Source organism: Mycolicibacterium sp. HS_4_1 (assembly GCF_054515875.1).
Genome location: NZ_CM137261.1, coordinates 5,685,794 through 5,707,322 on the forward strand (window position 1 = coordinate 5,685,794; position 21,529 = coordinate 5,707,322).

The following is a 21,529-nucleotide window of genomic DNA, read 5'->3' on the forward strand; positions in this document are numbered from 1 at the left end:
TGCCACGATCACAAGTCCTTCGGTTCGCCGTAGAGGGTCTGGGTGTCGTTGCCGTTGTCGGTGCGCACCCGGATCGTGGTGTAGGACTGGATTTTCACCTGACCACCACAGCCGTCGGCTTCGATGTTCTGCTCCCGCAAGTTGGACACCGCGTGCATCGACCGCAGGCTGATCCGGTCCATCGGAACCTGGGCCAGCCCACCAGGTTTGAGCAGCACCCGGATATGCCCACCCAAGTGCTCTTGGACTCCGAGGGTGGCACCAGCCGAGGCACCGGCGAAGCCACCGCCACCGCCGCCGCCACCGCCGGCACCACCCTGCCCCTGACCGAAACCGCCGCCGTACACCTGGCCGTTGATCTGCTGATACGGATCAATGCCCGCATCGACACCGACCTCCACACCGGGCGAGGAATCAGTGCGGCACCCCACGAAGTAGCCGGATTCGAGTTGAGCGTCCTGAATCACCGCGCCACCACTGCCGGTGATGCGGGCTTCGGAGCGCAGCGTGACGCGCGCCTGCCACGAGTTCGACGCCCCGGCCAGATTGTCGATGTGGTCGATGACCTCATTGGTGGTGTTCACATCCACCACCCAGCCGTCATCGGTGACGAACTGCGTCCACCGATCCGGCATCGGCTGCGGATCAGCGACCGCGACACCCGCGCCGTATGCGCACGACGCGACAGATACAGCGAACACCCCGAACGTCGCGACCACATGCCGCGACGACAGGCCAAATACGGCCATGCACGAATCCCCCTGCGAAGACCAGCCTCAAGCCCCCCGGCTCGCTTGGCCTTTCACGTAATACCGCGAACAATCGCATAAGGTGACTGATGCGTCAACTCGTACGTAATCCCAAAACTGAGCAAACCAATTAGGCAATCCAACAAGGCTCGATCGACTCGACTCGCCAATACGGCCACCCATTGGAAACCACGTCCTCATCAGTCGGAAGAGAAGCCGCAACCACGAAGCCTGGTCCAGCAACGTTGCGCGGGGTGGCGACGTGCGGTGATGACGTGACAGCACTGACTGCGGATCGATCCAGCGGTCCGTAAGCACTAACCCGCGATCGGACTTCAAATCTGTTCGGCCGGGTGTTGGACGGTCGCGACAGTGGTCGAAACAGGGCGATCTTCTGTGGGTAAGCTCACTTGACTCGGCGGGCAGACGGCCGCCGATTGCAGACGACACGCTCCAGCGCCCAGAGGCACAGCACAAGGCGCCGCCTCACTGCCATCGCCTCCGACGCCCCGTCGGGCCCGCCACCTGAATCCGACACCGCTGCGGCGAGATTCACCGCAGGGGCTGGCTGGGAACTGCTGGGGTACATCGGTGGTCACGTGCATTGGCCGAACGCCTACAAGCGAGAACACCGTTGCTGTATGTGTCACACTCGGTTCATCGCAAACTTCTGGGGAGGAAAATATGCGGACCATGATGCGGGCCTGTGTGGTGGTGTTGGGGGTGGCCGTCTCGGGGATTACCGCGCCGGTGGGGTCCGCGGCGCCCGGTGACCAAGGATCGGGGCCGGTGGCGGTGCAGTGCCAGGTGTGGGCAAGCAGCGGCTTCGGGATGGGCGGCATGCCCGGTATGGGCATGGGTTTCGGCATGAAGCAATGGGCGGGCACCGTCATTGGGCGGGGCCTCGACGAGGGTGCGGCACGCGCTGACGCCGAACGGCAGATGTGGGGCCCGTACGGCATGTCACCTGAGCTGCGCGATTGCGTGCCCGCCTAGATCCGAAGTTGGAGGACTGGCGCCGACTGAGTGTTATTGCGGCGCAAACCCGTTCGCGAGGCGGGGTCAAGCCGTCGTTTTGCGGCGGGGACTGAGACAACCACCTTGGACCCAGCACTAGTCCAGGGATAGCGTTCACTCACCTGTGTCTGGCGTGTTCGCGACCCAGCTGACGCTGGGTCGAACATTTGGCGGTGGCGGAGGGATTTGAACCCCCGGTTGGGTTTAACCAACTCTCGCTTTCAAGGCGAGTGCATTAGGCCGCTCTGCCACGCCACCGCCGAACAGCCTAAGGGGTCCGGCGCCGCGCGAGCCCCTCGGGTCCGTGTGTAGCGTGGCGGCTATGCACGCAATCGTCGTCGAATCCCCTGGTCAACTGGCATGGTCCGAGGTACCGGACGTGACGGCCGCGGGCGGAGAGGTCGTCATCGAGGTCACGACGGCCGGCGTGAACCGGGCCGACCTGCTGCAAGCCGCGGGCCTCTACCCGCCGCCGCCGGGCGCCAGCGACATCCTGGGGCTTGAGGTCTCGGGCGTCATCTCCGAGGTCGGCGCAGGCGTCGAGAATTGGGCTGTCGGTGACCAGGTGTGCGCGCTGCTGGCGGGCGGCGGCTACGCCGAGAAGGTGGCGGTGCCCGCGGCTCAGGTGATGCCGATTCCGGCAGGCGTGAACCTGCATCATGCCGCCGGTCTGCCGGAAGTGGCGGCTACGGTGTGGTCCAACCTGTCGATGACCGCCCACCTGCAGCCCGGCCAGCTGGTGCTGTTACACGGCGGCGCCAGCGGCATCGGCACGCACGCCATCCAGGTCGCCCACGCACTGGGCGCGCGCGTCGCGGTCACCGCGTCACTCGAAAAGCTGGAACTCTGCCGCGAGCTGGGCGCCGACATCCTGGTCAACTACCGGGACGAGGACTTCGTGGAGCGCATGGCGGAGGCGGGCGGCGCCAACGTCATCTTCGACATCATGGGCGCCTCGTACCTGGACCGGAACATCGACGCGCTCGCGCCCGACGGCCGCATCGTGATCATCGGAATGCAGGGCGGCGTCAAGGGCGAACTGAACATCGCCAAGCTCGTGGGCAAGCGCGCCGGCGTCATCGGCACCGCGCTGCGCTCCCGCCCCGCCGAAGGGGAATCCGGCAAGGCAGCGATCATTTCCGAAGTGGTACAGCATGTTTGGCCCATGATCGCCGACGGCCGGGTGCGCCCGATCATCGGTGCCGAGCTGCCCGTCGAACAGGCAGCGGCGGCCCATCAGCTCCTGCAGGCGGGCGCCGTGTCAGGGAAAGTGCTTCTGCGAGTCCGGGATTGACCTCCGCGAGCCTGACCACAGGGCGGTTTCGAGGCTGATTTTCCGCCACCGCGTCAGGCTCGCGCGACACCTACATTGACTCCGCAGGTACGGCGCAGAACCCGAATGCGCAATGCCCTGAACGCAGAACCGACCACGGCCGATAGTTTGACGCGGTGACGTTCACGTACACCGCGCCGGTCCGCTATCTGGAGGTCGACCAGCAGGGCGTGGTCTTCAACATGTGGTACCTGGCTTACATGGACGAGGCCTTCGGCGCGTTCGTCGCCCAGACGACGTCCTGGCACGACATCATCGACGCGGGCGTCGACACTCAGGTGGTCCACACCGAACTGGACTGGTCGGGCTCCCTGAAATGGGGCGACCAGATCCACATCAATGTCAGCGTCCCGAAACGTGGCCGCACCTCGTTCACGGTCGAATTCCTCATCCATGCCGGTGATTCCGCCAAACCCATCATGACCGCGCGCACCGTCTACGTCTGCATCGCGACAGATGGCTCCGGCAAGATCGAGCCGCCGCAGGTCCTGCTCGATGCGCTGGGCTACAGGTGACTAACCGAGCGAGGCCAGCGCCCGGACGAGCTGATCGACCTCGGCGGTCGTCGTGTAGTGGCCCAGGCCGACCGTCACGGCACCGCCGATGTCGTTGACGCCGATGGCCTCGAGCACCCGAGAGTTGCCGTCCGACACGGCCAGGACGCCGTTGTCGGCCAGGCGGCTGATCACGCGGTCGGCAGGCACACCCTGCACCGCGAAGCTCAGCACCGGAATGGCCGCCTCGGGAGCGCCGAGCACCATGACCAACGGCAGCGACCGCAGCGAGTTACGCAGGTACGCGAAGACCCGGCTGAGGTAGGCCTCGGCCGACTGCATGGAGCGCGCCAGCCGTTCACGGCGGGAGCCGGTGGCGGCATCGTCGAGGTTGGCCAGGTATTCGATGCTGGCCACGACGCCGCCGAGAAGCCCGAACTGGTGCGCACCGACTTCCAGCCGCGCAGCGCCCGTGGCGTTCGGGTCCAGCGAGACCGTCGCCAAGGTGTCGATGATCGCGGGGTCGCGGAACACCAGCGCGCCGATCGGCGGGCCGCCCCAGGCAATCGCGTTGAGCGCAACCACGTCAGCGTCGACGTCGTTGATGTCCAGCAGCCGGTAGGGCGCGGCCACCGAGTGGTCGACGACGACCATGCCGCCGTTCTCCCGCGCCATCTTGGTCACCGGCCGCAGATCGGTGACGGTGCCGAGCTTGGACGATGCCGACGTGATCGCGATCAACCGGGTCGGCCGGGTGATCAGCGTCTCCCACTGCCAGCTGGGCAGTTCGCCGGTCTCGATGTCGACCTCGGCCCACTTCACCTTGGCGCCATAGCGATTGGCGGCCCGCAACCACGGTGCGATATTGGCCTCGTCGTCCAGGCGGGTGACGACCACCTCGTAGCCCAGGCCGGACCGTGACGCCGACGCCTCCGCGAGGGAGCTCAGCAGGACGGCACGATCAGCGCCGAACACGACACCGCGCGGGTCACCGCCGACGAGATCGGCGACCGCTTGCCGGGCGGCCGTGAGGACCGCGGCGCTGCGCTGGGCGGCCGGGTGCGGCCCAGCGGCCGACGACATGGAACCGCGGAAAGCGGTCGAAACGGTGGTCGCTACCGAGTCCGGCAGCAACATTCCGGTCGGGGCGTCGAAGTGCACCCAGCCGCCGCCCAGTGACGGGTGCAGACCGCGCACCCGGGCGACGTCATATGCCATGCCATGCCAACCTTCGAGCGATTCAGGCCTGCCAGCCAAAATTTATCCGGCGGGCGTGCCCCGCTGCACACCGGCGAAAGCCGGGCCACCCGAACAGCCATACTAGTGCAGTGAGCTTGGCGTCTGGCGTCCTTGTCGCCGTGTTGATCATGGTGATCCCTGGAGCAATCACCGCTCGTGTAGCACAGCTAACCTGGCCCGTTGCGATAGCAGTCGGCCCCGCAGTGACCTACGGCATCGTTGCTCTGGCTGTGGTTCCACTCGGCGCCATCGGCGTTCCGTGGAACGGCTGGACGGCGCTGCTGGCGTTCGTCATCGTGGTCGCAGTGGTTGCCGGGCTTCGTCGTGCCCTGCGGCGCTTCGCGGACACTGCCGCCGAAGCCCTCGCGATCACGCGCGGCCCGGCCCTGTTCGTCGCGGCCGGCATTCTCGTCGGCGCGACGGCGATTGCAATTTCAGCAATCGTCGGCATGCCGCATTGGCAATCCATTCCGAGCACCTGGGACTCGGTCTGGCACGCCAACACCATCCGGTGGATTCTCGACGTCGGTCAGGCCTCGCCGCTGCACATGGGTGAGCTTCGCAATGTCGAGACGCACGCGCTCCTGTACTACCCGTCGACGTTCCACGCCCTCGCCGCGGTCTTCTGCCAACTCACCGGCGCCGCCCCGACTACGGCCTACACCCTGAATTCGCTGGCAGCCTGCGTCTGGCTGTTCCCCGTCAGCGCGGCGAGCCTGACGTGGGCCATGGTGCGGCCGCACAAGTGCCAGCGCTGGAGCGCCGGGGCGGCCGCCGCGGCAGGCGCACTGGCGGCGTCGTTCACCGCCGTCCCCTACGTCGAGTTCGACGTCGCGGCCGTCCCCAACCTGGTGGCCTACGGTCTCGCGGGACCGACGACGGTGCTGATCATGTCGTGCCTGCGGCACCGCGACCGCATCCCCCTCGCCGTCATCGCCCTGATCGGCGTGTTCTCCACCCACATCACCGGCGGGGTCGTCGTCGTCACCTTCGTCGGCGCGTGGTGGCTGTGCGAGACGCTGTGGCATCCGGTGCGCGGCCGGCTCTCCGACTTCCTGAGCCTGCTCGCCGTCGCGGTGCCGTCGCTGGTGCTGCTGCTGCCGCAGTTCATCGGGGTGCTCGCGCAGGCGGACATCATCGTCGGGCATGCGTTCATCACCCACCAGAGCAGGCTCCGGGTGCTGTTCAACGCCATCGTGCAGCACACGCGGCACCTCAACGACTATCCGATCCAGAACATCCTGATCCTGCTCAGTGCCCTCGGCGGGCTGATCCTGCTGGTCAAGCGGGTCTGGTGGCCGCTGACGGTGTGGCTGCTGCTGATCGTCGCGATCGTGCACTCGGGTGCACCGTTCGGCGGCCCGCTCGGCTTTGTCATCGGCAAGTACTCCGACCTCTACTACAGCGACCCGCGCCGGTTGTCTGCCGTGGTGACCATGTTGATCACGCCGTTCGCCGGGATCGCGTCGTTCGCCGTCATCGCCTTCGCCGTCGGCTGGCTGCAGAAACGGGCGCCCCGCACCGAACGGTTCTGGGCCGCGGTGACAGTGTTCCTCCTCGCCTTCTCCACTGTCGGGCTGGCCTGGCACTACTTCCCACGCCACCGCTACCTGATCGGCCAGAAGTACGACCAGATCATGGTCAACGACAAGAACCTGGAGGCCTTCGCCTACCTGGCGACGCTGCCGGGAGCCAAGGACACCTTGATCGGCAACGCCAACACCGACGGCACCTCCTGGATGTACGCCGTCGCCGGACTGCACCCGCTGTGGACCCACTACGACTACCCGCAGCAACAGGGGCCGGGCTATCACCGCTTCATCTTCTGGGCCTACGCCAACAAGGCGGACACCGATCCGCGGATCGCGCAGGCCGTGCACGCCCTGAACATCCGGTACGTGATCACCAGCTCGACCATCGTCAGAGGTTTCGTCATGCCCGACGGACTAGTGTCGCTGGATAAGTCGAAGTCGTGGGCGAAGATCTACGACAACGGGCGGTCCCGCATCTACGAGTGGCGCGGCGATACCGCGGCCCCGGCGAAGAGATAGGAACAGTGCAGCTATGACGCTGAACCCAGCAGACGACGACAACATCGAGGTCATCGGCGGAGACCTGGCGTTGGGCGGGGCCCCCGGCGGCGACCCCGAACAGGCCGACGAAGGCAAGTCGCTGACCGACCTGGTCGAGCAGCCGGCCAAGGTGATGCGAATCGGCACCATGATCAAGCAGCTGCTGGAGGAAGTGCGCTCCGCGCCGCTGGACGAGGCCAGCCGGAACCGCCTGCGCGACATCCACCGGTCGAGCATCCAGGAGCTCGAAGACGGCCTGGCTCCGGAGCTGACCGAGGAGCTCGAGCGGTTGTCGTTGCCGTTCTCCGAGGAGAAGGTGCCGTCTGCCGCCGAGCTGCGCATCGCGCAGGCCCAGCTGGTGGGCTGGCTCGAGGGCCTGTTCCACGGCATCCAGACCGCCCTGTTCGCCCAGCAGATGGCGGCCCGCGCGCAATTGGAGCAGATGCGCCAGGGCGCTCTGCCGCCCGGCGCCGAGGGCGGTCGCAGCCCGTTCCACTCGGGCACCGGCCAGTACCTGTAGCCCGTGAGCGAACCGCACATCTCCACGCAGAACGCGTGGGTCGAATTTCCGATCTTCGATGCGAAATCCCGTTCGCTGAAGAAGGCGTTTCTCGGCAAGGCCGGCGGTGGCATTGCCCGCAACGAGTCGAATGTCGTTGTGATCGAGGCACTTCGGGACATCACGATGTCGCTCAACATGGGCGACCGCGTGGGCCTGGTCGGGCACAACGGCGCAGGCAAGTCGACGCTGCTGCGCCTGCTATCGGGCATCTACGAGCCGACGCGTGGTTCCGCGACCGTGCGCGGCCGCGTGGCCCCGGTGTTCGACCTCGGTGTCGGCATGGACCCGGAGATTTCCGGTTTCGAGAACATCATCATCCGCGGCTTGTTCCTCGGACAGACCCGTAAGCAGATGCTGGCCAAGGTCGACGAGATCGCGGAGTTCACCGAACTCGGCGAGTACCTCTCGATGCCCCTGCGCACGTACTCCACCGGTATGCGCGTACGCCTGGCCATGGGCGTCGTCACCAGCATCGACCCCGAGATCCTGCTGCTCGATGAAGGCATCGGGGCGGTCGATGCGGAGTTCCTGAAGAAGGCCCGCACCCGGTTGCAAGCGCTGGTGGAGCGCTCCGGAATCCTGGTCTTCGCAAGCCATTCCAACGAATTCCTGGCCCGGCTCTGCCAAACCGCGATGTGGGTCGACCACGGCACCATCCGGATGACCGGCGGCATCGAGGACGTCGTCCGCGCCTACGAGGGCGAGGACGCGGCACGGCACGTGCGCGAGGTGCTCGAAGAGAACGAGCGCGAGCGCCAGGCGTGACCGACATGTTGTGCGCGGTCATTGTGACCCACCGGCGGCCGGAGCTGTTGGCCAAATCCCTTGCCGTGGTGTGTTCCCAGACGCGCCTACCGAATCACGTGATCGTCGTCGACAACGACAACGACCCCGCGGTCCGGGTTCTCGTGGAGTCGCAGCCCGTGACGACGACCTACCTCGGCTCTGCCCGGAACCTCGGCGGGGCAGGCGGTTTCGCACTGGGCATCCTGCACGCCCTGGCCCTGGGTGCGGACTGGGTATGGCTGGCCGACGACGACGGGCGTCCCGCTGATTCGTCGGTGCTGGCGACGCTGCTGGACTGTGCGGCAAAGCACGATCTGGCCGAAGTGTCGCCGATGGTATGCGACCTGAATGAGCCTGAGCGGCTGGCCTTTCCGTTGCGCCGCGGGCTGGTGTGGCGCCGGCGTGTCTCGGAGCTGCAGGTGGACAAACAGGCCGGCGTCGATCTGCTTCCGGGCATCGCCTCGTTGTTCAACGGCGCCCTCTTCCGAGCGTCGACACTGGAAGCCGTTGGCGTGCCGGACATCCGGCTGTTCGTCCGCGGCGACGAAGTCGAGGTGCATCGCCGGCTCGTGCGTTCCGGCCTGCCGTTCGGCACGTGCCTGAACGCGGTGTATCTGCATCCGCAGGGTTCCGACGAATTCAAGCCGATCCTCGGCGGCCGCATGCACACGCAGTACCCCGACGACGCCACCAAGCGCTACTTCACCTACCGCAACCGCGGATATCTGCAGTCCCAGCCCGGTATGCGCAAGCTGGTTCCCCAGGAGTGGGTGCGGTTCGGCTGGTACTTCCTGGTCACGCGACGTGATCCGGCCGGGCTGCGCGAGTGGATGCGATTGCGCCGCTTGGGGCGAGACGAGAAGTTCACCAGGCCCGGTTCGGGCGGACCCGATTCAGGAGGACAGCGATGACGTTCACGGACGCGGCCGCGCAGTCCAAAACGCTGCGCCGCGCCTGGGGCGACCTGGTGACCGGCTTCAGCAAGCGCGAACTCTGGCTGCACCTGGGCTGGCAGGACATCAAGCAGCGCTACCGGCGCTCGGTGCTCGGCCCCATCTGGATCACCATCGCCACCGGCACCATGGCCGTGGCGCTCGGCGGTCTGTACTCCCAGCTGTTCCACCTGCCGCTGGCCGAGCATCTGCCGTACGTGACGCTGGGCCTGATCATCTGGAACCTGATCAACGCGTCGATCCTCGAAGGCGCCGACGTGTTCATCGCCAATGAGGGCCTGATCAAACAGCTTCCGACGCCGCTGTCGGTGCACGTCTACCGGTTGGTGTGGCGCCAGGTGCTGTTGTTCGCGCACAACATCATCATCTTCGTCGTCATCGCGATCATCTTCCCCAAGCCGTGGTCCTGGGCCGATCTCTCGGTCATCCCGGCGCTGGCACTGATCGTGGCCAATTGCGTCTGGGTCGCCTTGTGTTTCGGCATCCTGGCGACGCGGTACCGGGACATCAGCCCCCTGCTGGCCAGCCTGGTGCAGCTGCTGTTCTACATCACCCCGATCATCTGGAACGACCAGACGCTACGCCTCCAGGGCGCGGGCACCTGGTCGAAAATCATTGAGCTGAACCCGCTTCTGCACTACGTGGACATCGTTCGCGCGCCGTTGCTGGGCGAGCCCCAGGAGCTACGGCACTGGCTCGTGGTGATCACGTTGACTGTCGCGGGCTGGGTCGTCGCCGCGATCGCGATGCGCCAGTACCGCGCGCGCGTGCCGTACTGGGTGTAGGTCGCCCAGCACTTGTCCGGTGCGGCGACCGCAGCGAGCGGGTGTCACGCGGACCACTGTCTCGGACTTAGCTCGTTGTCTGCGGGGATCCGGCCGGTCATCTGACCGTCACCTCGGGTTCGGCGGCGCGGAGTTCAATTGCGGCGACCGGCTTTCCGCGTCCCACAGGAGCAATCATGACCATCACCGAAACCCCCACCACCAACGACATCGCGAACGGGCAGGTCATCGAGGCCGAGCTCGTCGAGACCGCTGACGCCGCCGAGAAAGCGACCAACAGTCTCGCCATCCGCGAGGTGCTGAGCGGCGTGCTGGAGCGTCAGCTCGACGCCGGCCACAGCCTCACCCGCCAGCTGGTCAGCGCCACCTCCGCGGCTGCCGAGGCTGTCGTCGAGTCGCCGGCCAAGGTGATCGCCTCCGTGCGCGACGGCGCCACCCTGCCGGACGCGGTGAACGAGACCGGCTCGGCCGTTCAGGACGTGCTGGCCGAATCGGGCCGCGACATCCGCAGCGCCGTCGGTGAATACGTCGGCCGCAACGCCGTCGGCCCGAACGCCGTCATCGCCAGCGCATCGCACGTGGCCGGTTCGCTGGTTCGCGCCCAGGGTGCCCTGACCGCCACCGCTGTGGACGGACTGTTCACCGTTGCCGGCACCGCCGCCCAGGGCGACGACGTGCGAGAGGCCGCCACCCGCGAGTGGAGCGAGCTGCGTAGCACCGCGTCGTCGGCCCGCGAAGCGGTCGAGGCCCAGCTCACCACCGCCCGCGAAAGCATCCGGGACGCTTTCGACACGACTGCCTGATTACTGCGACGCTCGGGATCGGTCGGAGTACGGGCCGATCCCGAGCACCCGCATGTCTGAGCGGCGCGCCCAGCTCAGAACGCCGCCTGGCTCTTACTCACCGCCGGCTTTGGCCGAGCCACCACCCTTACCCGCACTGGTCGACTTGGCCGCCGAATCGTGTGAACGACCGCTGTTGCCAGTCGAATCGGCCGCGGCGCTGTTCCCGCCCTTCGCCTTCGTGCGGTCCCGCGCGGGCTTCGTGGCGCTCTTGCCGGCCGAAGTCGCCCCATCGCCGGCGCCCTTGGCTCCGTCCGCGGTGGACGCCCCTGCACCGCCGGCATCGCTGCTCGACGATTTCGCGCCACGCGTCTGGCGATCTTGCTTCGCGGCGGCCGCACCCGTAGCGGTGTCACCGGCATCAGCGGCGGGAGCCGATGCGCCACCGTTGTCGGACACTGCCGCGGGCTTGGCTGCCGGTGCCGCGTTCTCGGCGGCATCAGTTGCGGCGGCAGTCGCCGCGCCGTTGTCGGCAACTGCTACGGGCTTGTCAGTTCCGGTCTTGTCTGACGCCGTCTTGTCCGCCGATACGGTCGACACCACCGCGAGCGCCTTGGTCTCTGCGGCCGGCTTGGCGGTAGGCGTTGCCTTTTCGACAGTCGGCAGGGCGACCATCGTGGCCGCCGGCGACAGAACACTGGCTGCCGCGACAGGCGGCGGCGTCACCGGTGTGATCGCGGTTGCGATGACGCCCAACGCATTCCGCAGTCCCTGGATGATGCCGTTCGGCCCGAGGATCCCGGCTCCGTCGCCGTTGTACCCGTTGAGCAAGGCGCCGGTGATGGACCCCGGTATCGCGACGATCGCGTTGACGACAGCACCGAGATCCTTCGCGCTGAGGCCGTTGACGACGTTCTGGAGTCCGTCGCCGGTGGCGGTCACGACGTCACTCATCACCGCAAGTAGCGGGAATCCGGCCGCCAGGACCCAACCCGCGCCACTCGGTGAGGTGATGGCGGTGTCGATCACGTTCAGCATGTTCTGCACCGGCTTACGGAATGCGGCTTGAACATCGGTAAGGATGCTGGTGGTCAGGATCGGCAGGACAAAGGGCGTGAGCACCGCGCTGTACAGCGTCTGCACCGCATCGGCGACCTGCCCGGCGGCGAGCTGTTGGAATGCCTGCTTCAGGGATTCGGGCGTCGCACCCAGCTGCTGACCGACCGCAACCAGGTAGTCCCGCACGGACCCGCCGACGGTGACGGCACTGGCGATTTGGTTCCGCACCACCTGACCCAGGACGGGGGCCGGGTCCGCGATCACCTCGGTGACGAGACCTTTGGTGTTCTGCAGGGCCTCGGTGATTATCTGCCCCCACTGGGTGATCGGGTTCACCTGCGCGGCGAGCTGTACCGCACTTGCATGGAGTGCCGGCAGGTGCAGATCTGGCGCGGGCTGGTGCGTGACCGGAGACAGCGCAATGACGCCGGCCCCCATCAACGCAACGCCGGTCGTGAGGCTGGAGCGAACAGCAGTTTGCATGATGCTTCCCCGAAGGTTGATGTGATGTTGACCACAGCACCATAAAGGCATATTGCCAACGAATTCGCAGGAATCAGCAGATGAAACGTGTTTCATTTTCGGCAAATCGCCACGCGAAACATCTACTCATTGGTAGATTATTAGCTGCTCAGGCCCGCATTAGCCCGCGGCCCGACGTGTTAGATGTAGTCGTAATTGACTATTTCGTCAGATATTTCGGCGGGCGCTTGACCCGCCGGCCAATTGCTACCAATCGGAAGTATTGCACAAGCTACTGGTCGGCGTGGCATTCCCAGGTGGCGCGGACTTCGCCCGATTCGCCCGAGGTGACACTCCCGGCCCGCAATCCGCGCGACGCGCGTTTCCGACCACAGCGGCACCGCCGGGCCGACGCACGAGAGTTGCTGCACGATCGGCCGATCGGGATGTCCACTCAAGCGCCAAAAACCGATCGGACGACGGCCTCATCACCGTCGACCTGAATGAGGCCGAGCGCGCGGGCGTCGCCGACCGCGAGGGCACCCGCGGCAAGACCGAGGATGCAGGCGGGACCGGCGGTGACGGAGGCGGCCAGTTTGCGGCCGTCGTGCGGGCCGACTTCGAAGCCGGACCGGGTCGCGCGCAGCTGCAAGGTCTGGTCGCCGACCACAAGACCGATCGTCGCCGCGGAACGGATCTTGACCCGGCCGTCGAGCAGGGCCGGAACGGCGAGGGTGAGCCACTCGGGCCGGAAGGAGTCACCGCCGGCGGGGCCGGTGATCATCAGCGGAGTGGACCAGCGGAGCAGGCTCTCGATCGGCTGGCGCAACTCCGCACCCCACGGGGTCAGCGTGTACTCGACGGCACTCCCCTCGCCGGCCAGCTTCCGCTCGACCACGCCCGCGGCTTCGAGGTCGCGGAGCCGGTCGGCGAGCAGATTGGTCGCAATGCCCGGAAGGCGCTCGATCAGGTCGCGATAACGGGCCGGTGCGATGAGAAGTTCTCTGACGATGAGCAAGTTCCACCGGTCGCCGACTATCTCGAGGGAGCGGGCGAGCCCACAGTATTGGTCGTAGCTTCGCATTGCCCGGTCCTTTTACTTGAATTTCTCAAGTGATTATGAGATGTTCAAGCATAACCGGAAGCTGATCCGACAAGGGGTTGCCATGACCAACACCACTGCGGCCACACGGCCAGCCTGGGTCGACGACGAGCTGTTCCCGTTCGAAAGCCACTTCATCGAGATCGACGGCAACACCGTGCACTACGTCGACGAAGGGTCCGGCCCCACACTGCTGATGCTGCACGGGAACCCGACCTGGTCGTTCCTGTTCCGCAACGTTATCGACCTGCTGCGCAAAGACTTTCGATGCATTGCCCTCGACTACCCCGGTTTCGGATTGTCGACTCCGCGGCCCGGTTACCGCTACCTGCCCGAGGAGCACGCCGACGTCGTCGCCGCATTTGTCGACGCTCTCGGCCTCAAGGGCGCCACGCTGGTCGGGCAGGACTGGGGCGGCATGATCGGCCTGGCGGTGGCGCAGCGGAGGCCGGGTGTCTTCGATCGACTGGTGCTCGCGAACACCTGGGCCTGGCCGGTCAACGGGGTCCTGCACTTCGAGGCTTTCGGTCGCATCATGGGTGGGCTCCCGATGCGCTTTTTGGTCCGGCAGTTCAATCTGCTCGTCAATGCCTTCATACCGACCGGCCACCGGAGGCGAAAGCTCACCGACGCCGAGCTGGACCACTACCGCCGCGCACTCGACACCGCCGAGCGGCGCCAGGCGTCTGCTGTTCTTCCGGGCCGGGTCCTCGCGAGCCGGGAATTCTTCGCCGAGGTCGAGGCCGGGCTGCCGGACGTGGCCCACCTGCCCACGCTGATCATCTGGGGCGACGCCGACATCGCCTTTCGCACGCAGGAACGCGAGCGGTTGGAAGCGACGTTCGGTGACCATACGACGGTGATCGTCGAGGGCGCCGGAACCTATGTCGAGTCCGACGCCCCCGACGAATTCGCTTCTGCGATCCGCGCATTCAGCGACGGCGCGCAACAGCCTTCCGTGTAGCGGCATTCAGTCGGTTCCACGAGTTGATGACGGTGGCCATGCCGACCACGTGCGCCAGCTCGCGCTCGGTGAAGACGGCGGCCGCCTGGGCGTACACATCATCCGGGACCGGGCCGTGGCTCAGATCGGTGATGGCCTCGGTGATCGCGAGCGCCGCACGCTCCCGCTCGGTGAACAGGTCGCCGGCTTCCTCCCACGCCGCAACCAGAGCCAGGCGCTGCTCGGTCTCGCCGAAACGCCGGGCGTCATGGACGTGCATGTCGAGGCAGAAGGCGCAGTGGTTGATCTGTGAGGCGCGAATCTTGATGAGCTCGCCGATGGTCGAATCGAGCTCCTTGGACGCGGCATTGCTGAAAGCCATCAATCCGGCGTACAGCTCGGGAGCGACGTCGTAGATGTCGATGCGCTTGGCGTGGGTGGTGGTCGGTGCGTTCAGTGTCTCGGTCATGTCATCGACGTTAGCCATCAAAAACCCGCGTACATGGTTCAATTGATGCGTGGTTTCGTGGGCCAATTCCGCGGCGAGCGGTGCCGGACTGGACCTGCATCTGGACCTGGGCCGGTCGGTTCATCCCGGCCGCCGGGGTACTCGTGACCAGCTGATCCGGGCGCTGAGGGACGCTGTTCGGACGGGCCGGTTACCGGCCGGCACGATGCTGCCGCCATCCCGATCACTGGCCACCGACCTCGGATTGGCCCGCAACACCGTCGCCGAGGCCTACGCCGAACTGGTCGCCGAAGGGTGGCTGGGCTCGCGTCAGGGCGCCGGCACGTGGGTCGTCGGCTCGCACACCGAACCGACGCCGGCCACGCAGCGCACTGGGCCGGGCACCCCGACCCACAACCTCATGCCCGGATCGGGAAACGTCGCGGCTTTCCCGCGCCAGGCCTGGCTGACGTCGGCCCGCCGAGCGCTGACCAACGCCCCCACCGAGGCGTTGCGCACCGGAGACGCCCGCGGCCGGCTGGAACTGCGCGCCGCGCTGGCCACCTATCTGGCCCGGGCCCGCGGCGTCCGCACCACAGCCGAGTCGATCGTCATCTGCGCAGGGACCCGTCACGCCATCGAGCTGCTGTCGAAAGTGGTCGCGCCGGGCACCATTGCCGTCGAGAACTACGGACTGTTCCTCTTCCGCGACGCCATCGCCGAGGCCGGCGCCGGCACCGTGCCGATCCAGATCGACGATCGTGGCGCCGTCATCGAAGAACTCGAAAAGACCTGCGCTGCAGCGGTTCTCCTCACTCCGGCGCACCACTTCCCGCACGGCGTGCCACTGCATCCTGCGCGGCGCACCCAAGCACTCGACTGGGCCACCCGCACGAAAAGCTATGTCCTGGAGGATGACTACGACGGCGAGTTCCGTTACGACCGGCAACCGATCGGTTCTATGCAAGGTCTGGATCCCGAGCGGGTGGCCTATCTCGGCTCGGCCAGCAAGAGCCTGGCCCCCGTGCTGCGACTGGGCTGGATGGTGTTGCCCGACAACCTGATCGACCCGGTACTGGCCGCGGCGGGCGGACAGCAGTTCTACGTCAACGCCATCGACCAGCTGACCATGGCCGACTTCATCGAATCCGGCCAGTACGACAAACACATTCGCCGGATGCGCAACAGCTACCGGCGCCGGCGCGACGCGCTGGCGGCGAAGCTGTCCGATCTCGATGTCGAGATCAGTGGGCTGTCCGCCGGACTGCACGCCCTGATCCGCCTGCCCGACGGCACCGAACACGAAGCCATGCGGCGTGCCGCCGACGCCGGAATCGCCTTGTCCGGGCTGGCGCTGCTGCGCCATCCTGACGCGGCAGCAGACACCCCGCACCAGGACGGCGTGGTGGTGAGTTTCGGCACGCCCGCCGATCATGAGTTCAACGCGGCGCTCGCCGCATTACATGACGTGCTCAAGGCCGTCAGCCGCTGAGCGCCGCCAGCTCCGCCTTGAGATTGGTCCGGGCGGCGTCCTCCCACAGCCGCCGCCCCTCGTCCGTGCGGTACAGCGACGGCCCGGCGAGCATCGCCTCGATCATCCGGCCCCGCCACAGCCCGAAATCCGCATCGCTGACGTGGCCGTACTCGGCCCGCACCCGGGCGGTGTTGTGTTGGTAGTCCGCCGGCGGCACGGCCAGCACGGCCAGGTCGGCGTCGGACAGCACCTGGCCGTTGTGGTCGCCGGCCGCGGGGTCGTGGGTGATGGTCACCCGCACCAGGCGGCCCACCTCTGCCACGAAAGCCGGGTCCACACCCAGATCGGTGAGGTCAGACTCTGCGAGCAGCGCGCTGTTCTCCTCGTCGTCAGACTGGCCCGCGTACACCGCGTCGTGATACCAGGCGGCAAGGCGCACCGCGTCAGGGTCGTCGGCGAACCCCTCCAGGGCGTCCACTCCGGCAAGGATGCCGCGCAGGTGACTCAGGTCGTGGTAACTGCGGTGCGGCTCGCCCCAGCGGCCCAGCAGAGCCGCTCCGACGTCGTCCACCCGCGGCGACTGAGAATGTCGCGACAGCAGTGTGTGCCATGCCTGAAGCAGATCGGTCACGTGTCCATGGTGCACGTAAGCTGCCCGGGTGGCCGAGCCAGTGGACATCCCCGCCGAACACCATGCCGAACGCAGCGCCGAGAAAGCCGTCGAGGCGTCTTTGGGACTGGTGACCCAGGCGTGGCGATTCGTCGTCACCGGCGGCTTGTCCGCAGTTGTCGACTACGGTCTCTACGCACTGCTCAGCTCGATTTTCGTGGCGAACGGCATGCCGGACGCCCGGGCCACACTCATCGCGAAGACGCTCAGCTTCATCGCCGGCACGACCACGGCGTACCTCATCAACCGGCGCTGGACCTTCCAGGCCGAACCCAGCCGGGCCCGATTCATCGCCGTCGTGACCTTGTACGCAGTCACCTTCGGACTGCAGGTCGGCATCAATCAGCTGTTCTATCTGCAATTCGCCGGCGAGTCCTGGCGGCGGCCCGTGGCCTTCGTCATCGCCCAGGGCACCGCGACCGTGATCAACTTCGTGGTGCAGCGAGCCGTGATTTTCCGGCTGAAGTGAGGTTGGCCGGTACCCTTTGACCGTTATGTCTACCCAGCCTGACGCCACGCTGCCCCTGACGCGCCGCGCCCTCACCGGGTTCGGCCGCACGGCACCGTCCGTGGCAAACGTGCTGTCCACACCCGATGTATCAGTGATCGCCGAGGCGGTCAAGCGGGTCGCGGACGCAAACTCTTCAAGCCCCTCCCACCTGCGCCGAGGCATCCTCGGCCGCGGCCTCGGCCGGTCCTATGGCGACCAGGCCTGCAATGGCGGCGGAATCGTCGTCGATATGACGGCGCTGAACCGGATCCATTCGATCAGCTCCGAGACCGCCATCGCCGACGTCGACGCCGGCGTCAGCCTCGATCAGCTGATGAAGGCGGCCCTGCCGTTCGGACTGTGGGTTCCGGTGCTGCCGGGCACCCGGCAGGTCACCGTCGGCGGCGCCATCGCCTCGGACATCCACGGCAAGAACCACCACAGCGCGGGCAGCTTCGGCAACCACGTGATGTCGCTGGACCTGCTGATGGCCGACGGCGACGTGCACACGCTGACCCCGGACGGTCCGGACAGCGAACTGTTCTGGGCGACCGTCGCCGGAAACGGGTTGACGGGCATCGTGATTCGGGCCCGCATCAAGATGACCCGCACGGAGACCGCATATTTCATCGCCGACGGCATCGCCACGCACGACCTCGAAGAGACCGTCGCCGTGCACCAGGACGGCAGCGAGGACAACTACACGTACTCCAGCGCCTGGTTCGACCTGATCAGCCCGGAGCCCAAGCTCGGCCGTGCCGCGGTGAGCCGCGGCAGCCTGGCCAAGGTCGATCAACTGCCGGCCAAGCTGGCGAAAGACCCGCTGAAGTTCACCGCGCCCCAACTGCCGGCGATCCCGAACGTCTTCCCCGTGAGTTTCATGAACAAGCTTTCGCTGTCCATGATCGGCGAAGCGTTCTACCGGATGAGTGGCAACTACCAGGGCAAGATCGTCAATCTGACGCAGTTCTACCACATGCTCGACATCACCTCGGGCTGGCAATACGCCTACGGCCCGGCAGGTTTCGCGCAGCACCAGTTCCTGGTACCACCCGACGCCCTCGATGAGTTCAAGGGCATCATCCGCTGGATGCACACCCAGAAGCAGTACTCGGCGCTGAACGTCTTCAAGCTGTTCGGACCGGGCAACAAGGCGCCGCTGAGCTTCCCGATGCGGGGCTGGAACGTCGCCCTGGACTTCCCGAACCGGCCGGGCGTCAACGAGTTCCTCAACGAACTCGACAAGCGCGCAATGGAATTCGGTGGCCGGGTGTACACCGCCAAAGACTCCCGCGTCAGCGCCGAGAGCTTCCACCGCATGTACCCGCGGATCGACGAGTGGATCGCCATTCGCCGCAAGGCTGACCCGAACGGCGTGTTCGCCTCCGACATGGCCCGCCGGCTCGAGCTCCTCTGAATCTTGAAAAGGAAATCCATGATTGACGCAACCGGCAACCCGCAGACCATCCTGCTGTTCGGCGGTACCTCGGAGATCGGCCTGGCCATCGTCGAGCGCTACCTCAAGAATGCCAAGGCGCGGGTGATCCTCGCCGACCTGCCGAACGCGCCCAAGCGCGAGGCCGCCATCGCGCAGATCGAGGCGGCCGGCGCCAAGGAGGTCGTGTACCTCGATTTCGATGCGCTGGACACCAAGTCCCACCCGGCGATCATCGAATCCGCTTGGGCGCAGGGCGATGTCGACGTCGCGATCGTTGCGTTCGGCATTCTGGGCGACGCCGAGGAACTGTGGCAGAACCAGTCGAAGGCCGTACTGACCGCCCAGATCAACTACACCGCAGCGGTTTCCGTCGGGGTTCTGGTCGGCGAGAAGATGAAGGCGCAGGGCTTCGGACAGATCATCGCGATGTCGTCGGTCGCCGGTGAGCGGGTCCGCCGGTCCAACTTCGTCTACGGCTCCACCAAAGCCGGTCTCGACGGCTTCTACCTCGGCCTCGGAGAGGCGTTGCGGGAGTTCGGGGTTCGCGTGCTGGTCATCCGCCCCGGGCAGGTCCGCACCACCACGACGCTGGAGCACTGGAAGGCCACCGGCGCCAAGGAGGCGCCGTTCACGGTCGACAAGGAAGACGTCGCCAGCCAGGCCGTCGCTGCCGCAGCCAAGGGCAAGGAGCTCATCTGGGCACCGAACCCGGTGCGTTACCTGATGGCCGTCATCCGGCACATCCCGCGGTCGGTCTTCCGCAAACTCCCGCTCTGATGCGCAGCGCGCTGGCCGCGGGTGCCAGGGTGAGCGGCCAGATGCTGGCCGCCATGGCGCTGGCGGTGGTCATCGCGGTCATTGCGCTGCAAGCGATCGCGCGCGTGCAGTGGCCGGCGTTCAACTCGTCGAACCAGTTGCATGCCCTGACCACCGCGGGCCAGTGCGCCGTGCTGATCGGGTTGCTGCTGACCGGGTGGGCGTGGCGCCGCGGCTGGCACAAGAGCGCCAAACTGGCGGCCACGTCGCTGCTGGCGGCGTTCTCGGTCGTCACCCTCGGTATGCCGTTGGGCGCCACCAAGCTGTATCTGTTCGGCATCTCGGTCGACCAGCAGTTCCGCACCGAGTACCTGACGCGCCTCGCCGATACCGCCGTCCCGCACGACATGACGTACCTGGGTCTGCCGCCGTACTACCCGTCGGGCTGGTTCTGGCTCGGCGGCCGGGCGGCCGCGCTGACCGGCACGCCCGCGTGGGAGATGTTCAAGCCGTGGGCTGTCGTCACTATCACGGCGGCGATCGTGGCCGCATTCGTGTTGTGGGCGGCCATGATTCGGTTCGAGTACGCCCTGGCCGTCACCACCGCGACCGCCGCGGTGACACTGGCCTACTCGTCGACCGAGCCGTACTCGGCCGTCATCGTGGTCCTGATGCCGCCGGTCATCGTGCTGGCCTGGTCGGGGCTGAAGGCAACCGCGCGGCAGGCGAGCGGGGGCCAGCGCAGTGGGTGGGCCGCGGTTATCGGCACAGGACTTTTCCTCGGTATCGCCGCGCTCTTCTACACCCTGTTTCTCGGCTACCTCGCCCTTACGCTGACGCTCATGGCGTTGCTGCTGGCCGCGACCGGGCGACGGTGGGAACCGCTGTTCCGGCTGGGCGTCATCGCCGTCATCGCCGGCGTCATCGCCGCCATCCACTGGGGCCCCTATCTGCTCGCCACCCGGCACCACCCCGCGGACAAATCCACGGCATTGCACTACCTGCCGATGTCCGGCGCGCAGCTGACCTTCCCGATGCTCGACGCCACACTGCTGGGCGTCATGTGTCTCCTCGGCACCCTGTGGCTGGTGGTCCGGGCCCGCAACTCGACCCGCGCGGCAGCCCTGGCGACGGCCGTCGTCTCGGTGTACGCCTGGTCGTTGTTGTCGATGCTGGCCACCCTCGCCCGGACGACCCTGCTGTCGTTCCGGTTGCAGCCCACCCTGCTGGTGCTGCTCGTCGCGGCCGGCACCTTCGGCGTCCTCGAGGCCACGCGCGGGCTGGCGCACCACTACGCACAGCCGACCACCAACCGGATCATCGCCGTGGCCGCCACCATCGGCGCGATCGGCGCGGTGTCGTTCAGCCAGGCGATCCCCGACATCCTGCGGGCCGACATCGCCGTCGCCTATACGGACACCGACGGCTATGGCCAGCGCGCCGACCGTCGTCCCCCGGGCTCCGAGCGGTACTACAAGGAGATCGACCAGAAGATCACCGCCGCGACGGGCAAGCCCCGCAACGAGACCGTGGTGATGACCGCCGACTACAGCTTCCTGTCCTATTACCCCTACTACGGGTTCCAGGGCCTGACGTCGCACTACGCGAACCCACTGGCGCAGTTCAAGGAACGGTCCGGCGCCATCGAAAGCTGGGCGACCATGACCAACCCCGATGACTTCGTCAAGGCGCTCGACACGTTGCCCTGGCAGGCGCCGACGGTGTTCCTGATGCGCCATGGCGGCACCGGCACGTACACGCTGAGACTGGCCGAAGACGTCTACCCCAACCAGCCCAACGTGCGCCGCTACCAGGTGGCACTCGACGAGCGGCTGTTCGACAGCAAGCACTGGCAGGTGAGCGATGTCGGCCCGTTTGTGCTGGCCATCCGTAGCGGCCACTAACATCTAGCCCC

21 protein-coding genes and 1 tRNA gene are annotated in these 21,529 nt (G+C 66.7%); 15 read left to right on the plus strand and 7 right to left on the minus strand.

The genetic code is table 11. From position 1 onward, the window contains the following. Nucleotides 1–8 precede the first annotated feature (8 nt). Nucleotides 9–635 (minus strand): MspA family porin, encoded by a 627-nt coding sequence (locus tag ACX12F_RS27440; protein ID WP_459370529.1) that lies wholly within the window; start codon nt 633–635, stop codon nt 9–11. 798 nt (nt 636–1,433) lie between these two features. Between ACX12F_RS27440 and ACX12F_RS27445 the strand changes: the two genes are divergently transcribed. Continuing rightward, nucleotides 1,434–1,745, plus strand: a complete 312-nt coding sequence (locus ACX12F_RS27445) for a hypothetical protein (RefSeq protein ID WP_459367382.1) — start codon at nt 1,434–1,436, stop codon at nt 1,743–1,745. A gap of 189 nt (nt 1,746–1,934) precedes the next feature. Here the strand turns inward: ACX12F_RS27445 and ACX12F_RS27450 are convergent. Then, a tRNA-Ser gene (locus tag ACX12F_RS27450) sits at nt 1,935–2,024 on the minus strand. A gap of 64 nt (nt 2,025–2,088) precedes the next feature. Here ACX12F_RS27450 and ACX12F_RS27455 point away from each other — a divergent pair. Both ACX12F_RS27455 and ACX12F_RS27460 read left to right on the plus strand, forming a co-directional pair. Further along, complete coding sequence (locus tag ACX12F_RS27455) at nt 2,089–3,060, plus strand: NAD(P)H-quinone oxidoreductase (RefSeq protein WP_459367383.1); 972 nt, start codon at nt 2,089–2,091, stop codon at nt 3,058–3,060. 155 nt (nt 3,061–3,215) lie between these two features. Beyond that, nucleotides 3,216–3,614, plus strand: coding sequence for an acyl-CoA thioesterase (locus ACX12F_RS27460; RefSeq protein ID WP_459367384.1), 399 nt, complete (start codon nt 3,216–3,218; stop codon nt 3,612–3,614). Here the strand turns inward: ACX12F_RS27460 and ACX12F_RS27465 are convergent, their stop codons facing one another. Then, a complete protein-coding gene (locus tag ACX12F_RS27465) occupies nt 3,615–4,811 on the minus strand; it encodes a cysteine desulfurase-like protein (protein ID WP_459367385.1) in 1,197 nt (398 codons plus the stop codon). It abuts the gene before it with no gap. A 110-nt stretch (nt 4,812–4,921) separates the two neighbouring features. Here ACX12F_RS27465 and ACX12F_RS27470 point away from each other — a divergent pair, with 110 nt between their 5' ends. The 6 genes from ACX12F_RS27470 to ACX12F_RS27495 all read left to right on the plus strand — a co-directional run bounded on the left by ACX12F_RS27470 (nt 4,922) and on the right by ACX12F_RS27495 (nt 10,793). Then, nucleotides 4,922–6,883, plus strand: a complete 1,962-nt coding sequence (locus tag ACX12F_RS27470; protein WP_459367386.1) for a DUF6541 family protein — start codon at nt 4,922–4,924, stop codon at nt 6,881–6,883. A 13-nt stretch (nt 6,884–6,896) separates the two neighbouring features. Further along, a complete protein-coding gene (locus ACX12F_RS27475; protein WP_459367387.1) occupies nt 6,897–7,424 on the plus strand; it encodes a bacterial proteasome activator family protein in 528 nt (175 codons plus the stop codon). A 3-nt stretch (nt 7,425–7,427) separates the two neighbouring features. Beyond that, nucleotides 7,428–8,231, plus strand: coding sequence for a galactan export ABC transporter ATP-binding subunit Wzt/RfbE (wzt, locus tag ACX12F_RS27480; protein ID WP_459367388.1), 804 nt, complete (start codon nt 7,428–7,430; stop codon nt 8,229–8,231). A gap of 5 nt (nt 8,232–8,236) precedes the next feature. Next, a complete protein-coding gene (glfT1, locus tag ACX12F_RS27485) occupies nt 8,237–9,163 on the plus strand; it encodes a galactofuranosyltransferase GlfT1 (protein WP_459370530.1) in 927 nt (308 codons plus the stop codon). After that, nucleotides 9,160–9,990, plus strand: a complete 831-nt coding sequence (gene wzm, locus ACX12F_RS27490; protein WP_459367389.1) for a galactan export ABC transporter permease subunit Wzm/RfbD — start codon at nt 9,160–9,162, stop codon at nt 9,988–9,990. The genes glfT1 and wzm overlap by 4 nt, the downstream gene beginning before the upstream one ends. A gap of 176 nt (nt 9,991–10,166) precedes the next feature. Further along, nucleotides 10,167–10,793 carry a hypothetical protein gene (locus ACX12F_RS27495; RefSeq protein WP_459367390.1) on the plus strand — a complete coding sequence of 209 codons (627 nt, stop codon included), beginning with the start codon at nt 10,167–10,169 and terminating at the stop codon, nt 10,791–10,793. Nucleotides 10,794–10,886: 93 nt separating this feature from the next. Here the strand turns inward: ACX12F_RS27495 and ACX12F_RS27500 are convergent, their stop codons facing one another. Then, nucleotides 10,887–12,314: a hypothetical protein gene (locus ACX12F_RS27500; RefSeq protein ID WP_459367391.1), complete on the minus strand. Its 1,428-nt coding sequence runs from the start codon at nt 12,312–12,314 to the stop codon at nt 10,887–10,889. Between the two features lie 433 nt (nt 12,315–12,747). Next, entirely contained in the window at nt 12,748–13,377 is a 630-nt protein-coding gene (locus ACX12F_RS27505) for a winged helix-turn-helix transcriptional regulator (RefSeq protein ID WP_459367392.1), read from the minus strand. Between the two features lie 82 nt (nt 13,378–13,459). On the opposite strand from ACX12F_RS27505, the gene ACX12F_RS27510 reads away from it, so the two are divergent. Then, nucleotides 13,460–14,359 carry an alpha/beta fold hydrolase gene (locus tag ACX12F_RS27510; RefSeq protein WP_459367393.1) on the plus strand — a complete coding sequence of 300 codons (900 nt, stop codon included), beginning with the start codon at nt 13,460–13,462 and terminating at the stop codon, nt 14,357–14,359. On the opposite strand, the gene ACX12F_RS27515 is transcribed toward ACX12F_RS27510, so the two are convergent. Next, entirely contained in the window at nt 14,328–14,807 is a 480-nt protein-coding gene (locus tag ACX12F_RS27515; RefSeq protein WP_459367394.1) for a carboxymuconolactone decarboxylase family protein, read from the minus strand. The two genes, ACX12F_RS27510 and ACX12F_RS27515, sit on opposite strands and share 32 nt — an antisense overlap. A gap of 49 nt (nt 14,808–14,856) precedes the next feature. Between ACX12F_RS27515 and pdxR the strand changes: the two genes are divergently transcribed. After that, nucleotides 14,857–16,278, plus strand: a complete 1,422-nt coding sequence (pdxR, locus tag ACX12F_RS27520; protein WP_459367395.1) for a MocR-like pyridoxine biosynthesis transcription factor PdxR — start codon at nt 14,857–14,859, stop codon at nt 16,276–16,278. On the opposite strand, the gene ACX12F_RS27525 is transcribed toward pdxR, so the two are convergent. Beyond that, complete coding sequence (locus ACX12F_RS27525) at nt 16,268–16,891, minus strand: HD domain-containing protein (protein WP_459367396.1); 624 nt, start codon at nt 16,889–16,891, stop codon at nt 16,268–16,270. The genes pdxR and ACX12F_RS27525 overlap by 11 nt on opposite strands. Nucleotides 16,892–16,937: 46 nt before the next feature. On the opposite strand from ACX12F_RS27525, the gene ACX12F_RS27530 reads away from it, so the two are divergent. From ACX12F_RS27530 to ACX12F_RS27545, 4 genes are read left to right on the plus strand one after another with little or no spacing between them, the layout of a single operon-like run. After that, entirely contained in the window at nt 16,938–17,399 is a 462-nt protein-coding gene (locus ACX12F_RS27530) for a GtrA family protein (RefSeq protein WP_459370531.1), read from the plus strand. A gap of 25 nt (nt 17,400–17,424) precedes the next feature. Further along, nucleotides 17,425–18,837 (plus strand): decaprenylphosphoryl-beta-D-ribose oxidase, encoded by a 1,413-nt coding sequence (locus tag ACX12F_RS27535; RefSeq protein WP_459367397.1) that lies wholly within the window; start codon nt 17,425–17,427, stop codon nt 18,835–18,837. Between the two features lie 18 nt (nt 18,838–18,855). Then, nucleotides 18,856–19,635: a decaprenylphospho-beta-D-erythro-pentofuranosid-2-ulose 2-reductase gene (locus ACX12F_RS27540; protein WP_459367398.1), complete on the plus strand. Its 780-nt coding sequence runs from the start codon at nt 18,856–18,858 to the stop codon at nt 19,633–19,635. Further along, nucleotides 19,635–21,518, plus strand: a complete 1,884-nt coding sequence (locus ACX12F_RS27545; protein ID WP_459367399.1) for a galactan 5-O-arabinofuranosyltransferase — start codon at nt 19,635–19,637, stop codon at nt 21,516–21,518. The genes ACX12F_RS27540 and ACX12F_RS27545 overlap by 1 nt, the downstream gene beginning before the upstream one ends. Nucleotides 21,519–21,529: the final 11 nt, after the last annotated feature.